The 14,815-nt window shown below is 67.7% G+C and carries 13 protein-coding genes; 9 read left to right on the top strand and 4 right to left on the bottom strand.

Features of this window, described 5'->3' with window-relative positions; translation table 11 throughout:
* Nucleotides 1-123: 123 nt before the first annotated feature.
* Together lolA and BMW75_RS25570 are read right to left on the bottom strand one after the other, a co-directional pair.
* The gene (lolA, locus tag BMW75_RS25575; RefSeq protein WP_371467667.1) at nt 124-747 is read right to left on the bottom strand and encodes an outer membrane lipoprotein chaperone LolA; all 624 of its coding nucleotides are present in this window, start codon (nt 745-747) and stop codon (nt 124-126) included.
* Entirely contained in the window at nt 747-3,131 is a 2,385-nt protein-coding gene (locus BMW75_RS25570; protein WP_092582383.1) for a DNA translocase FtsK, read from the bottom strand. The genes lolA and BMW75_RS25570 overlap by 1 nt, the downstream gene beginning before the upstream one ends.
* A 42-nt stretch (nt 3,132-3,173) precedes the next feature.
* Between BMW75_RS25570 and trxB the strand changes: the two genes are divergently transcribed.
* Genes trxB through BMW75_RS25545 form a run of 5 tightly spaced genes read left to right on the top strand, consistent with a single transcriptional unit; the run spans nt 3,174 to nt 6,944 of the window.
* A complete protein-coding gene (gene trxB, locus BMW75_RS25565; RefSeq protein ID WP_092582382.1) occupies nt 3,174-4,133 on the top strand; it encodes a thioredoxin-disulfide reductase in 960 nt (319 codons plus the stop codon).
* Nucleotides 4,120-4,794, top strand: coding sequence for a Smr/MutS family protein (locus BMW75_RS25560; RefSeq protein WP_092582381.1), 675 nt, complete (start codon nt 4,120-4,122; stop codon nt 4,792-4,794). Before trxB ends, BMW75_RS25560 begins: the two co-directional genes overlap by 14 nt.
* Complete coding sequence (locus BMW75_RS25555) at nt 4,791-5,120, top strand: DMT family transporter (protein WP_056321352.1); 330 nt, start codon at nt 4,791-4,793, stop codon at nt 5,118-5,120. The genes BMW75_RS25560 and BMW75_RS25555 overlap by 4 nt, the downstream gene beginning before the upstream one ends.
* Complete coding sequence (locus BMW75_RS25550) at nt 5,120-5,800, top strand: hypothetical protein (protein WP_254792129.1); 681 nt, start codon at nt 5,120-5,122, stop codon at nt 5,798-5,800. The genes BMW75_RS25555 and BMW75_RS25550 overlap by 1 nt, the downstream gene beginning before the upstream one ends.
* On the top strand, nt 5,787-6,944 hold the full coding sequence (locus tag BMW75_RS25545) for a hypothetical protein (RefSeq protein WP_092582380.1): 1,158 nt from the start codon (nt 5,787-5,789) through the stop codon (nt 6,942-6,944). Before BMW75_RS25550 ends, BMW75_RS25545 begins: the two co-directional genes overlap by 14 nt.
* Here the strand turns inward: BMW75_RS25545 and BMW75_RS25540 are convergent.
* Complete coding sequence (locus BMW75_RS25540) at nt 6,941-9,031, bottom strand: sodium:solute symporter family protein (RefSeq protein WP_092582379.1); 2,091 nt, start codon at nt 9,029-9,031, stop codon at nt 6,941-6,943. The two genes, BMW75_RS25545 and BMW75_RS25540, sit on opposite strands and share 4 nt — an antisense overlap.
* The gene (locus tag BMW75_RS25535; RefSeq protein ID WP_092582378.1) at nt 9,031-9,309 is read right to left on the bottom strand and encodes a DUF4212 domain-containing protein; all 279 of its coding nucleotides are present in this window, start codon (nt 9,307-9,309) and stop codon (nt 9,031-9,033) included. The genes BMW75_RS25540 and BMW75_RS25535 overlap by 1 nt, the downstream gene beginning before the upstream one ends.
* A gap of 775 nt (nt 9,310-10,084) precedes the next feature.
* On the opposite strand from BMW75_RS25535, the gene kdpF reads away from it, so the two are divergent.
* Genes kdpF through kdpC form a run of 4 tightly spaced genes read left to right on the top strand, consistent with a single transcriptional unit; the run spans nt 10,085 to nt 14,815 of the window.
* Nucleotides 10,085-10,174 (top strand): K(+)-transporting ATPase subunit F, encoded by a 90-nt coding sequence (kdpF, locus tag BMW75_RS25530; protein ID WP_076519108.1) that lies wholly within the window; start codon nt 10,085-10,087, stop codon nt 10,172-10,174.
* Complete coding sequence (gene kdpA / locus BMW75_RS25525; protein ID WP_092582377.1) at nt 10,174-11,952, top strand: potassium-transporting ATPase subunit KdpA; 1,779 nt, start codon at nt 10,174-10,176, stop codon at nt 11,950-11,952. The genes kdpF and kdpA overlap by 1 nt, the downstream gene beginning before the upstream one ends.
* A 21-nt stretch (nt 11,953-11,973) precedes the next feature.
* Nucleotides 11,974-14,175, top strand: coding sequence for a potassium-transporting ATPase subunit KdpB (gene kdpB, locus BMW75_RS25520; RefSeq protein WP_092582376.1), 2,202 nt, complete (start codon nt 11,974-11,976; stop codon nt 14,173-14,175).
* Between the two features lie 28 nt (nt 14,176-14,203).
* Nucleotides 14,204-14,815 carry a potassium-transporting ATPase subunit KdpC gene (gene kdpC / locus BMW75_RS25515; protein WP_092582375.1) on the top strand — a complete coding sequence of 204 codons (612 nt, stop codon included), beginning with the start codon at nt 14,204-14,206 and terminating at the stop codon, nt 14,813-14,815.

Genomic DNA, 14,815 nt, shown 5'->3' with positions numbered 1-14,815 from the left:
ACGCCGCACCCACTAACGTGGGCTAGCTGGCCCCCGAGGGGGCTGGCGCCAGACACCGCATTCAAAACAAAAATGCCCGGTTTCCACCGGGCATTTTGAATTGGGCTGGCCCCCACGCCGCCCCTACATCTTCACCACATCCACACCCTTGGGCGCGGCGAACTGGAATTCCTTGGCGGGCAATTGCGGATTGGCCTGGATGCCGGACAGGTCCACGCGGGTGGTCTGGCCGAATGAGTCCAGCAGTTCCACGCGCACGGGCAGGTTGTCTTTCATGCCGATGTCGACGCGGGAAAAGCCGGCGTCTGCCGTGCGCGGCTTGGCGCGCAGCCAGTCCACGCCGTCCTTGGCCGGCAGCGCGGAGACATCGAAGGATTGTTCGAGCGAGCCAGACCCAAAAAGGATCGCGGCCGGAGACGTGCCGATGGCCGCGTCGACCTTGCGCTCGGTGACCTGGGCCAGGTCGGGGTCATACTGGAACACCTGGCGGCCGTCGGAGATGACCAGCTGTTCGTAGGGCTTTTGCACGGCCCACTTGAACTTGCCGGGACGCTGGAACGAAAACACCCCGGTCTGCGCGGGCTGCGTGCGGCCCTGGTTGTTCACGGTGTACTGCGAGAACGAACCGGTGGCCGACGTGACCGTGGACACGAAGGCGCGCAACTGTTCCTGCGCGCTGGCGGCTAGCGCCAGGGCCGGCGACAGGCCCAGCAGCGCGACGGCGGCCAGGCGGGTAAACGTCTTCATCATGCTTCCTCTCGGGCGGCGGCAGCGGCGGGAACGAGGATCTCGCGGTTGCCATTGGACTGCATCGCCGACACCATACCCGATTGCTCCATCTGCTCAAGTAACCGGGCCGCACGGTTGTAACCAATCCGCAGATGCCGCTGCACCAGCGAAATGGACGCGCGGCGGTGCTTGAGCACGACCTCGCAGGCCTGGTCGTACATGGGGTCCGATTCCGCATCGCCGCCGATGCCGGTGACGCTGCTGGCGCCCTCGGCCCCGTCGCCTTCCAGCCCGCCTTCGAGCAGGCCTTCCACGTAGTTCGGTTCGCCCTGCGCCTTCAGGCTTTCGACGACGCGGTGGACCTCGTCGTCGCTGCAGAAGGCGCCGTGCACGCGCACCGGCAGGCCGGTGCCCGGCGGCATGTACAGCATGTCGCCCTGGCCCAGCAGGGTTTCCGCGCCCATCTGGTCAAGAATGGTGCGCGAGTCGATCTTGGACGACACCTGGAACGCGATGCGCGTCGGGATGTTGGCCTTGATCAGGCCCGTGATCACGTCCACGCTGGGACGCTGCGTGGCCAGGATGAGGTGGATGCCGGCCGCGCGCGCCTTCTGGGCCAGGCGGGCGATGAGTTCTTCGATCTTCTTGCCGACTACCATCATCAGGTCGGCCAGCTCGTCGATGACGACCACGATGGTGGGCAGCGGCGCCAGGGGCTCGGGCTGGTCCGGGGTCAGCGAGAACGGATTGGGGATCGGTTCCTCGCGCTTGATGGCGTCGCGGATCTTGGTGTTGTAGCCCGCCAGGTTGCGCACGCCCATCTTGCTCATGAGGCGATAGCGTTTTTCCATTTCGCCGACGCACCAGTTCAGCGCGTTGGACGCCTGGCGCATGTCGGTGACGACGGGCGCCAGCAGGTGCGGAATGCCTTCGTAGACGCTCATTTCGAGCATCTTCGGATCGATCAGGATCAGGCGCGTGTGCGAGGCGTCGGCCTTGTAGAGCAGCGACAGGATCATGGCGTTGATCCCGACGGACTTGCCCGAACCCGTGGTGCCCGCCACCAGCAGGTGGGGCATCTTGGCCAGGTCGGCGACCACCGGATTGCCGGCGATGTCCTTGCCCAGCGCCATGGTCACCACCGAATGGCTGGCGTGGTAGGTCTGCGAGCCCAGGATTTCGGACAGGCGCACCATCTGGCGGCGCGGATTAGGCAATTCCAGGCCCATCAGGTTCTTGCCGGGAATGGTTTCCACGACCCGGATGCTGACCAGGCTGAGCGCGCGCGCCAGGTCCTTGGCCAGGTTGACGATCTGGCTGCCCTTGACGCCGGTGGCCGGCTCGATTTCGTAGCGGGTGATGACCGGGCCGGCCTGCGCGGCCACCACGGTGACCGACACGCCGAAGTCGGCGAGCTTCTTTTCGATCAGGCGCGAGGTGAACTCGATGGTCTCGGCCGAGACCGTTTCCTGGTTGTTCAGGGGCGGATCCAGCAGGCTGATGGCCGGCAGGTCGCCTTCGGCGCCGGGCGCGGGCGCAAAAAACAGTGACTGCTGCTTTTCCTTTTCGACGCGCTCGGACTTGGGCACCACGGTGATGGCCGGCTCGATGCGGACCGGCTGCTCGTGCACCAGCTTTTCCTGCTTGGCGACGACCTGCTCATTGCGCACGGTCTTGGCGACTTCACCGACCTTGCGGTCCTGGCGGGCGGTATAGGAATTGCGCACCTTGCGGACCAGGCCTTCCAGCCAGGCCCCCACGCGCTCGGCGACCGCGAGCCAGGAGAACGAGAAAAACAGACTGAGTCCGATCGCGAGCATGACCAGAAACGCCAGCGTCGCGCCCGTGAAGCCGATGCTGTTGCCGATCAGGTCGGACAGCATCTGGCCGATGACCCCGCCCGCACCGCTGGCGGTTTCGGATGCGCCGGGCAGATGGGTGCCGCGGCTGGCCAGGCGCAGGGCTTCCATGCCCAGCGATCCGACCATCAGCAGGAAAAAGCCGATGCCTTCTTCCCAGTGGACGCGCGGCAGCACTTCGGGCTGCTTGCTGTTGGCCACGCGCAACTGCGCCGCCAGACGGCGGTAGCCGGCGCGCACGCGGTGCAGCAGCAGGACGACCCACCACCAGGCCGAAAAACCGAACAAATAAAGGAGGATGTCCGCCAGATAGGCGCCCAGCCGGCCGCCCTGGTTGCGCACCACGTCGCCCGGCACCGAGTGCGACCAACCGGGGTCGGACGCGCTCCAGGTGGCGAGCACCAGGGTAAGCCAGGCCGCCAGGGCGGCAAACAGGATCCAGCGGGCTTCGCGCAGCAACGCGGAAATGCGCGTTTGCAGCGGCGAGGGTCCGTTGCGGGTGTTGCGCGAGGCGCGCGGAGAAGCAGTGGAGATACGCGGCATGCGGCTCATTATAATTGGGCGTTACCCTAAAGATACCCGCCCATGTCCACGCCTACGCACGCTAAAGTTTTGATACTCGGTTCCGGCCCCGCCGGTTACACGGCGGCCGTCTATGCGGCACGCGCCAATTTGAACCCTGTTCTTGTTACAGGTCTGGCCCAAGGCGGCCAGCTCATGACCACCACCGATGTCGACAACTGGCCGGCCGACGCGGACGGCGTGCAGGGTCCGGACCTGATGCAGCGCTTCCAGAAGCACGCCGAACGCTTCAACACGGAAATGCTGTTCGACCACATCGCCAAGGTCGACCTCTCCAAGCGCCCCTTCACCCTGACCGGCGACACCGGCAAGATCTACACCTGCGACGCGCTGATCATCGCGACGGGCGCCTCGGCCAAGTACCTGGGCCTGCCGTCCGAGCAGTCCTTCATGGGCCGCGGCGTGTCGGGCTGCGCCACCTGCGACGGGTTTTTCTACCGTAACCAGGACGTGGTGGTGGTTGGCGGCGGCAATACGGCCGTCGAGGAAGCCCTCTACCTGTCCAACATCTGCCGCAAGGTCACCCTGATCCACCGCCGCGACAAGTTCCGCGCCGAGCCCATCCTGGTCGACAAGCTCATGAGCAAGGTCGAAAACGGCAACATGGAACTCAAGCTGTTCCACACGCTGGAAGAAGTGCTGGGCGACGACAGCGGCGTGACCGGCGTGCGTGTCCGTCACGTGGACACTGGCGCCACCGAAGACATGGCCGTCACGGGCGCGTTCATCGCCATCGGCCACCAGCCCAACACGGAAATCTTCCAGGGCCAGCTCGATATGAAGGACGGCTACATCGTCACCAAGAGCGGCCTGTCCGGCATGGCCACCATGACCTCGGTGCCCGGCGTGTTCGCCGCCGGCGACGTGCAGGACCACGTCTACCGCCAGGCCATCACCAGCGCCGGCACCGGCTGCATGGCCGCCCTGGATGCTCAGCGGTGGTTGGAGAATGCGGGGCAGTAAGGTCGGCCTGGCCGACCTGAAACGCCTGAAGAAGGACCTGCAGGACGAGCGCGAGCGCGCCGCCCTCGCTCCGGCGCGGGCGGTGGTGGCCAAGGCCCCGAAGGAATCGCCCCCCGAGGACGATCTGGCGGCGTTCAAGCGCTCGATGAAGTCCGTCACGCCGATCCGTCACGCGGCACGCGTCGCGCACAAGCCCGTCGCCGAGCCCGCGCCCGCCTTGCGCCGCGCCAATGCGCTGGGCGAAACGCCCACCCGGGCCGATGCGGGCGTGTCCGATGGCGGCGAGATCACGCACCTGCTGTCGGAAGGCGGCACGGCCTTCGTGCGCGGCGATGTCGCGCCCGACACCGCGCGCAACCTGCGGCGCGGCCAGTGGCGCGCGGGCGCGGAACTGGACCTGCACGGGCTGCGTGTCGAACAGGCCCGCCATGCCCTGCTGTCGTTCCTGGACGAATGCCAGGAACACGGCATCCGCTGCGTGCGCATCGTGCACGGCAAGGGCTACAACTCCGAAGGCCTGGAGCCGGTGCTCAAGGACAAGGCGCGCACCTGGCTGGTCCAGAAAGCCGAGGTGATGGCGTTCTCCGAGGCGCCCGAACGCGAAGGCGGCGCCGGCGCCCTGCTGGTGTTGCTGCGGCAGTCCGAGGGACCGCGCAAATGAAGTGGCTGTACCTTGCCGTGGCGATCGTCGCCGAGATCTTCGCCACCAGCGCGCTCAAGGGCTCCGAGGGCTTCACGCGCCTCGTGCCCTCGGTGATCACCGTCTTCGGCTACCTCATCTCCTTCTATTTCCTGTCGCTGACGCTGCGCGAGATTCCCGTGGGCATTGCCTACGCCATCTGGTCCGGCGTCGGCATCGTGCTGATTTCCATCGTGGGCGCCGTGCTGTTCAAGCAGCACCTGGATACGCCCGCGCTCATCGGCATCGGCCTCATCATCGCCGGCGTGGTGGTGATGAACGTCTTCTCGAAGTCCGTTTCGCATTGATGGCGGGCGCGGCGATCCTCGCGCAGTGCCTGCGGGCGCCGGGCATCCGGGCGCCGGGCTTCCGGGCGCCGGGCACCCTGCGGCGTGTGCTGACGGCTTGCCTGTGCCTGGCCTGGCTGCTGGCGGGCAACGCCATGGCCCAGGAATTCGACCGCGCCGCCGAACTCAAACGCTATCGCGCCTGGCTGAATGTCTTCACGCAGGACATGGACCGGCTGGCGGCCACCCGCGAGCCCCTGACCGACGCGCAACTGGACGCCCTGTTCGAGCGGTCCGTGGTGCCCGGTTCGCGCGGGGCGGGTTTCATCCGCGGGGCCTTCGCCCGCCAGACCGGCGACGGCGCGTATCGGTCGCACTACGGACCGCGTCCGGTCTTCATGGGGGTGCTCGAGAGCGGCATCCCCGCCGGCCAGGGCGGCCGCTATCCCGAAACGGACGACACGCTCGCCCGCACGGACCTGACCGTCTGGTACCTGCACGTGGACGTGGGCGACATGACCAATACCTATCTGCTCTCGTCCGGCGAGTTCACCCCGTACCGGCTGCCGCCCGCGGGCACGTTCGAACGCAAGGCCTACCCCTTCCTGCTGATGGAGTCCCGCGAAGGGGCCCTGCGGCTGGGCGGCGTCAGCGCCGAGCTGTGGGGCCTGGTCACCTGGCTGCACAATGCCGCGCACTGATCCGGCCTTGCGCCTGCTTACCGCGGCCACGCTGGCCGCGCTGTCCGCGTTCCCGGGCCTGAGCTGGGCGCTGTGCGCGCCGCTGGCCGCCGGCGACCGCCAGACAATCATCGCGGATATCCGGCTGGACGACACGAACACCCTGCTGGGTCTGGACGGCTCCCGCATCCGGGCCTGGCTGCCGCCGGTGCAGGTGGAGGTGCAGGAGCAGCCCGGGCCGCGCGCCAAGCCCGTGATCTGGGCCGAAAGCGTGGACTGGTCCGTCTACGCCGCCGACCCCGCCGCCCGCATCGGCGTCACGGTGCTGCGCTTCGAGCGCGGCGCCGACGGCATCCGGCATCTTTGCGGCATCGCCCAATACAGTCCGCGTCGCGTGGACGAGGCGCGCGCCTCGCCCGGCACGGCCCTGCCGCCGCCGGACAACGAAACGCGCTTTCGCTATGACCCGTCCGGCCGGCTGACCGGCTACGAATTGCGCTCGCGCACCTGGGACGGCCGCGCAAATCCCGCCGTCCGCCAATGCCTGCGCTATGACGACAACGGCTGGCTGGCGCAACTGGCCGACGGCGACTGCGAGGGCAAGGGCACATGGCGGCCAGTGGCAAGCTATGTGCATGACGCGTCCGGCCGCCTCCTGCGCACCATCCGCCATGCGCCGGAAAACGGCGACGCGAGCGAGGTCATCGTCCATGACGCCACGGGCCAGCCCGTGCAGCGCTACCTGCGCCCGGTCCGCGAAGGCGCGGACGGAAAAGTCGTGACGTCCGCGCTGCCGTACCGCGCCGTGCAGACCGAGCACCGGGTGCTGGTGTTGCCGGGACCGGCCTGGCAGCCCCCCGCCCTGGGGTCCTACCACTACGACTGGGCCATCGTGCAGCGGCGCCCCGGCGCCGACGTCTACGACGCCAGGCGCGATCCGTCCTCCGTGCTGGCCAGCGGCAACAGCGGCGACGGCGGGCGATTCGACATGAGCGCCGACGCACGGCAGCGCGTCTGGGCGGCCGCGGGCCGCCATCCGGGCCGGGTGCAGTGGCTCTGGGCCCCCGGCCAGGTGTTGACCCTGTTGCAGGCCATGCCCGACGCCGCCTGGGCATCGTGCGCCGATCCGCGCAACCGCGGTCCGGCCGCCTGCCCTGCCCCCTAGTGACTATTGGGAGGCGGGTTGCCCGGGCCCGGATTGCGCAGGTAGTCCACCAGCGCCAGCGTCGCCCGGTCGGGCGGCGGCGTCAGCAGCGACACCACCACGATCGTCAGGAACGCCACCGGCGCGCCGAAGACGCCCGCCGCGATGGGCTGGATGCCCCACCACAGGTCCACCGGCTGCGTGCGCGCAATGCCAAGCACCGATTCCCGCAGCCACGGATGCGTGTGCGTCATGTAGGCAAACGTCACGGCCAGGCCGGCCGCCATGCCCAGTGTGGCGCCCCACTTGTTGGCGCGCCGCCAGAAGACGCCCATGACCAGCGCCGGAAAGAACGACGAGGCCGCGAACGAGAACGCGGCCGAGACCATGAACAGGATGTCCGCGGGCTTGCGCGCCGCCACCCACGCCGCGCCGAAGGCCACCACCAGCAGCAGGATCTTGGACACCATCACCCGGCGCGCGGCCGACATGCGGGGCGAGACGACGCGATACCACATGTCGTGCGACAGGGAGTTGGACAGGGTCAGCAGCAGCCCGTCGGCCGTGGACAGCGCCGCGGCCAGCCCACCCGCCGCCACCAGCCCCGAAATCACATAGGGCAGGCCCCCGATCTCGGGCATGGCCAGCACCACCACGTCCGCCCCCATGCTGATCTCGCTGAGCTGCACGACGCCGTCGCGGTTGATGTCTGAGACGTCGAGCAGGTTCGTGTCGACCGCGCTCCAGGCATGCACCCAGTTCGGCAGGCTGAGGAAATTCGATCCCACGACCTGGGTGTAGATCTCGAATTTCACCAGCAGCGCCAGCGCGGGCGCCATGAAATACAGCAGCAGGATAAAGAGCAGCGACCAGCACACCGACTTGCGGGCCTCGATCACTGACGGCGTCGTATAGGACCGCATCAGGATGTGCGGCATGCCCGCGGTGCCCAGCATCAGGCACAGCACCATCGCCAGGAAATTGATGCGCGTGTTGCTGCGCTCTTGGGGATCCTCCGCCGGGAAGGGTTCGGCGTGAGGCGTGGGCGGCGCGGCGCGGGCCTCGAAGGTCGCCTTGGCCTGCGACCAGGTGACGCGCGCGTCCTCGATCGTGGGCGGGTAGGCGGCCAGCTCGCGCTCGGCCGACCGGATCTCGACCATGGGCGCGTCGCCGGCGTTCAACTGCGCCAGCCGGCTGCGCAGCTTGTCCTTTTCCAGCGTCCAGGAATCGGGCAGCGCCTCCAGGCGGCGCGACATCTGGTCGGCGCGCTCCTGCCAGATCCGGCGCACCTCGATCTCGGACGGGTCGTTGCGCAGGTAGACCTCTTTCTCGGTGACCTGCTGCAGCACCGCGCCGCCCGACAGTTGCGGCAGCGGCATGTTGGTGTGCTTGACCGACAGCCAGATCACCGGCACCAGATAGGCGATGACCAGGATGATGTACTGCCCGACCTGCGTCCACGTGACCGCCCGCATGCCGCCCAGGAACGAGCAGACCAGCATGCCCCCCAGCGCCACGAAGATGCCCAGTTCGAAGGAAATGCCGGTCATGCGCGTGGTGATGATGCCCACGCCGTAGATCTGGGCGACCAGGTAGGTGAACGAACAGAGGATGGCGCAGGCGACGCCGGCCAGGCGCGGCAGGTTGCCGCCATAGCGCGCGCCCATGAAATCGGGAAGGGTGTATTGGCCGAAGCGCCGCAGGTAGGGCGCCAGCAGCATGGCCACCAGCACGTAGCCGCCGGTCCAGCCCATGATGTAGGCCAGTCCGCCGTAGCCGGTCAGGTAGAGGGTGCCCGCAACCCCGATGAAGGACGCCACTGACATCCAGTCCGCGGCCGTGGCCATGCCGTTGTAGATGGCGGGCACCCGGCGCCCCGCCACGTAATACTCCACCTGGTCGGAGGTGCGGCAGACAATGCCGATGCCGGCGTACAGGCTGACGGTGACCAGCAGGAACACATACCCGATCCAATTGCGCGGCATGCCCAGGATCTCGGCCAGCGCCATCAGCAGGATCATCAGCGCGAAGCCCGCCGTGTACAGCACATAGATGCGCCGCAGCCGGATGCGGAACTGATGCGGCGTGTCTCCGCTGAAAAACGGCATCAGCGCGGCTCCCCGGTTTCTTCGGCGCGCTCATCGGCGCGATTCATGACCCGGGCGTAGACGGCGATGATGATCAGATAGGCCAGCGGGGCGCCATAGGCGGCCATCCAGAAGGCGAAGGGCCAGCCGATGAAATCGAAGCTCAGGCTGCGCGCAAGATAGGAAGGAACGAAGGTCAGCGCCGCCCAGGCGACCAGCAGCAGCAGGATCAGCCGCCGGTTACGGCGCCAATAGGGCGTGACGGATGTCGGGGATGGAGGAAGGCGCGTTTGCGGCATAGCTTGGATGAGCAGATCCCATCTGAATATCGCGAAACGCAGCGCTTGAAAAGCCCTGAATCGGGAAATGCCGGCTTTTTATGCGACAACGGCTGGCACTTCCTGGTGCCAGCCGTTGTGCGTTTGCTTTTTTTGAGTACTGCTTTACTTTTTTTATGTACCGGTGCCGCCGGTATTTGCCCATGCAGGGCTTTGTCTCCTCACCTGCATGGGAAGAGATTCTGCACCAGATGCGGGAATGTCACACTAGGGGAATGCCCTAAGACGGAGCATTCATTTACATATTCCATGCACCATATAAGTGCAATTTCGGCCTCCCGTACTAAATATTGGGATTTTTCCCGGGTTTTACCCCGGCTTTCGGCCTAGATCTTGAGCGTTGCTCAGATAGTGAGCATGCCGGATGGCGGCGCGCCACAAGCCGGTGCCGCGCCCGATGCCCGAATCCGGGCACGGCGCCCCCCGCTGTCCGAGCGGCCGTCTTTATATCCTGTTTACACCCCGCCTCCGAAGCTATACCCCGTTTTTATCCCCCGCTCCGTAACCTGCCCGTGTCCTGATTGGCGACCGCTGACTGCTGGCCGCCGTCTGCTGACGGGTTACTTCGCCTGCCCGGCGCGCATCCACCCTTGCCGCGCAGGCTGTCATTCGAAGGGAGCACGCCTCCCGGGGAGAAAAACGTGGATCTCATCTATATCGCCCTCTTCGCCGCGATGGCCGGGCTGACCTGGGGCCTGCTGCGCTTCTGCGCCGCCTTGTCCACTGGAGCCCAGCCATGAACGGGCTCTATTGGTTGAGCGGCCTGACGGCCGCGTTCCTCTTTGTGTACCTGCTGGTCGCGCTGTTCAAACCGGAGAAATTCTGATGACTCCCGAATACCTCGGGCTGCTGGGCCTGTACCTTGCGGTCCTGCTTGCGATCGCGCCCCTGCTCGGGCGCTACATCCGCATCGCCATGGAAGATGGCCGCTCCCGCCTGACCGCCTGGGGCCGGCCGATCGAGCGCGGCATCTACCGATTGGCGGGGGTCGATCCCCAGGCCGAAATGGGATGGAAGCGCTATGCCCTGGCCGTGCTGGCCTTCAATATCATCGGCGTCGCGGCCGTCTACGCGCTGCAGCGCCTGCAGGGCGCCCTGCCCCTGAATCCCGCCGCCATGGGCGCCGTGACGCCGGACTCCGCGCTGAACACGGCGATCAGCTTCGTCACCAACACCAACTGGCAGGGCTATGGCGGCGAGTCGACCATGAGCTACCTGACCCAGATGCTGGCGCTCACGGTGCAGAACTTCGTGTCGGCCGCGACCGGCATCACCGTGCTGTTCGCGCTGATCCGCGGGCTCGCCCGGCACTGTTCCGCCACGGTGGGCAACTTCTGGACCGACATGGTCCGCTGCACGCTCTACGTACTGCTGCCGCTCTCGCTCGTGCTGGCGCTGGCGCTGGTCAGCCAGGGCGTGATCCAGAACGTCAGCCCGTACCAGGAGGTCCAGACGGTCGAAGCCGTGCGCTACGACGCGCCGCGCCTGGATGCGCAGGGCCAGCCGGTCCTGGATGCGGCCGGCAACGCGGTCACCGACCCGGTCACGGCCAATACGCAACTGATCGCCATGGGACCGGTCGCGTCGCAGGAAGCGATCAAGCTGCTGGGCACCAACGGCGGGGGCTTCTTCAACGCCAATTCGGCGCACCCGTTCGAAAATCCCACGCCCCTGTCCAACTTCCTGCAGATGCTGGCCATTCTGTCGATACCCGCCGCGCTGTGCTTTACGTTCGGCGAAATGGTGGGCAGCCGGCGCCAGGGGATCGCGGTCCTGGCGGCGATGACGGCGCTGTTTGTGGCATTCGCCCTGTCCACCGCGTGGTTCGAGCAGCAGGCCAATCCCATGGCCATCCAGGCCGGCGTCACCACGCCCGGCGGCAACATGGAAGGCAAGGAAACCCGCTTCGGCATCGGCGCGACCTCGTTGTTTGCCACGATCACCACCGCGGCCTCCTGCGGCGCGGTGAACGGCATGCACGACTCGCTGACGGCGATGGGCGGGCTGTCCCCCATGCTGCTGATGCAGTTGGGCGAGGTGGTGTACGGCGGCGTCGGCTCGGGCCTGTACGGCATGCTGGCCTTTGCGATCCTGGGCGTCTTCATCGCCGGGTTGATGATCGGACGCACGCCGGAATACCTGGGCAAGAAGATCGAAGCCTTCGACATGAAGATGGTTTCCATCGTCATCCTGGCCACGCCGGTGCTGGTGCTGGGCGGGACGGCCCTGGCCGTCTCCCTGTCGGCCGGTCAGGCCGGCGTGCTGAACCCCGGCATCCACGGCTTCTCGGAAATCCTCTACGGGCTCTCGTCGGCCGCTAACAACAACGGCAGCGCCTTTGCCGGACTGTCGGCCAACACCCCGTTCTACAACGTGCTGCTGGGCATCGCGATGTGGTTCGGCCGGTTCGCCGTGATCGTGGCCGTGCTGGCCATGGCCGGCTCCCTGGCCGCCAAGCGCCGCTTGCCCGCCGGCCCCGGCAGCATGCCGACCACGGGCCCGCTTTTCGTGACGCTCCTGATCGGCGCCGTGCTGCTGGTTGGCGCGCTCACCTATGTGCCCGCGCTGGCCCTGGGCCCGGTCGCGGAACACCTGCAACCCTGATGCAACAGGCTAGGAAAGAACATGGCCAAGATTGAAATGCAAACTACCGGCACGGGCGGCGCCGCCGCCCAAAAGGCCCGGCCCGACACGGCCCGGCCTCACGCCGCCCGGCCCGACGCGGCCCGGCCCGACGCGGCCCCTCCCTTCGGAATGTGGTCGCGGGCGCTGGTCGGGCCCGCCCTGGTCGACAGCCTGCGCAAGCTGTCGCCGGCCGCCCAGCTCAAGAACCCCGTGATGTTCGTGGTCTATGTGGGCAGCCTGCTCACCACCGTGCTGTGGATCATGGCGCTACGCGGCCAGGCCGAGGCGCCCGCGGGATTCATCCTGGGCATCACCGTGTGGCTGTGGTTCACCGTGCTGTTCGCCAACTTCGCCGAAGCCCTGGCCGAAGGCCGCGGCAAACAGCAGGCGGCCACGCTGCGCGGCCTGCGCACCACCATCGACGCGCGCCTGCTCAAAGGCTTTCGCGACGCGGACGTGCATGACGCGGATCCCGCGCAATGGCGTGCGCAAGCCACCCGCCAGCCCTCGGGCCTGCTGCGCCGCGGCGACGTCGTGCTGGTCGAAGCCGGCGACACCGTGCCGGGCGATGGGCAGGTGATCGCGGGCGTGGCCTCGGTGGACGAAAGCGCCATCACCGGTGAATCGGCGCCCGTCATCCGCGAATCCGGTGGCGACTTCTCGTCCGTCACCGGCGGCACGCGGGTGCTGTCCGACTGGATCTTCGTGCGCATCGCGGCCGATCCCGGCGAAAGCTTCCTGGACCGCATGATCTCGATGGTCGAGGGCGCCAAGCGCCAGAAGACGCCCAACGAGCTGGCGCTGACCATCCTGCTGGTGGGCCTGACGGTGGTGTTCCTGCTGGTCGTCGTCACCCTGATGCCGTTCTCGCTTTACGCGGTTTCCGCGGCGGGCGGCGGCGCCGTGGTCACCGTGACCGTGCTGGTGGCGCTGCTCGTCTGCCTGATCCCCACCACCATCGGCGGCCTCCTGTCGGCCATCGGCGTGGCGGGCATGAGCCGCATGATGAGCGCCAACGTGATCGCCACGTCGGGCCGCGCGGTCGAAGCCGCCGGCGACGTCGACGTGCTGCTGCTGGACAAGACCGGCACCATCACCTTCGGCAACCGCCAGGCGTCGACCTTCCTGCCCGCGCCCGGCGTGTCGCCGCAAGAGCTGGCGCAGGCCGCGCGCCTGGCCTCGCTGGCCGACGAGACGCCCGAAGGACGCAGCATCGTGGCGCTGGCGGACAAGAGCATCCAGGCGCCCGCGCCAACCCTGACCGGCCTGGAATTCGTGCCGTTCACCGCGCAGTCGCGCATGAGCGGCGTCGACCACGGCCAGCGCAGGATCCGCAAAGGCGCGGTCGACGCGATCCAGGCTTGGCTCGCCGCGCAGGACGCCACGGTGCCCGACGAGGCGCTGCGCCTGGCTGAAGACGTGGCGCGACGCGGCAGCACGCCGCTCATGGTCAGCGACGGCAACCGCGCGCTCGGTGTGGTCGAGCTCAAGGACATCGTCAAGCCCGGCATCCAGTCGCGCTTTGCCGAACTGCGCCGCATGGGCATCAAGACCGTGATGATCACCGGCGACAACAAGCTGACCGCCGCGTCCATCGCGGCTGAAGCCGGCGTCGACGACTTCCTGGCCGAAGCCACGCCCGAGGCCAAGCTCAAGCTCATCCGCAACTACCAGGCGGAAGGCCGGCTGGTGGCAATGACGGGCGACGGCACCAACGACGCGCCGGCGCTGGCACAGGCCGACGTGGCCGTCGCGATGAACTCGGGCACCCAGGCCGCCAAGGAAGCGGGCAACATGGTGGACCTGGATTCCAATCCCACGAAGCTCATCGAGATCGTCGAGATCGGCAAGCAGATGCTGATGACGCGCGGCGCGCTGACCACGTTCAGCGTGGCCAACGACGTGGCCAAGTACTTCGCCATCATCCCGGCCGCCTTCGCCACGGTCTACCCGCAGCTCGGCGTGCTGAACATCATGGGCCTGGCGACGCCGTCCTCCGCCATTCTGTCGGCCGTGATCTTCAACGCGCTCATCATCGTGGTGCTGATCCCGCTGGCGCTCAAGGGCGTGCGCTACCGTCCGCTGGGCGCATCGGTGCTGCTGCGCCGCAACCTCCTCATCTATGGCCTGGGCGGACTGCTCGTGCCCTTCGCCGGCATCAAGCTGGTCGACATGGTGCTGGCCGCGCTGGGCTGGGCGTAACGCCCGCCGCCACCAAAAGGAAATCGTCATGAACGCCACTACCCCCACGCCGCGCCAGGGCGGCATCCTGCGCCCCGCCCTGACCATCTTTGCCGCGCTCTCGCTCGTCACCGGCCTGGCCTACCCCTTGCTCACCACGGGCATCGCCTCCGCCGTCTTTCCGCATCAGGCGGGCGGCTCGCTCATCGAGCGGGACGGCAAGGTCGTCGGCTCGGAATGGATCGGCCAGTCATTCACCTCGCCGCAGTACTTCTGGGGCCGCCCGTCGGCCACCGCCCCCATGCCGTACAACGCTGCGGCCTCGGGCGGCTCCAATCTCGGCCCGAGCAATCCGGCGCTGGCCGAGGCCATCCAGGCGCGGGTCGCGGCCCTGAAGGCGGTCGACCCGGACAATGCCGCGCCGGTCCCGGTCGACCTCGTCACCGCGTCCGGCAGCGGACTGGATCCCCACATCAGCCCCGCCGCCGCGGCCTACCAGGCCGCCCGCGTGGCGCGCGTCCGGGGCCTGCCGCGCGCCGAGGTCGACGCGCTGATCCAGGCCCACACGGCCAAGCCGGCGCTGAGCGTGCTGGGCGAACCCTCGGTCAACGTGCTGACGCTGAATCTGGCGCTGGACAAGCGGAGCGCGGCACGACAATGA

The sequence above is a fragment of the Achromobacter sp. NFACC18-2 genome (assembly GCF_900108985.1).
In the GTDB taxonomy this organism is placed as follows: Bacteria; Pseudomonadota; Gammaproteobacteria; order Burkholderiales; family Burkholderiaceae_B; genus Achromobacter.
The sequence above is the reverse complement of the archived record's forward strand: the minus strand, read 5'-3'. Positions and strand labels throughout refer to the sequence as shown.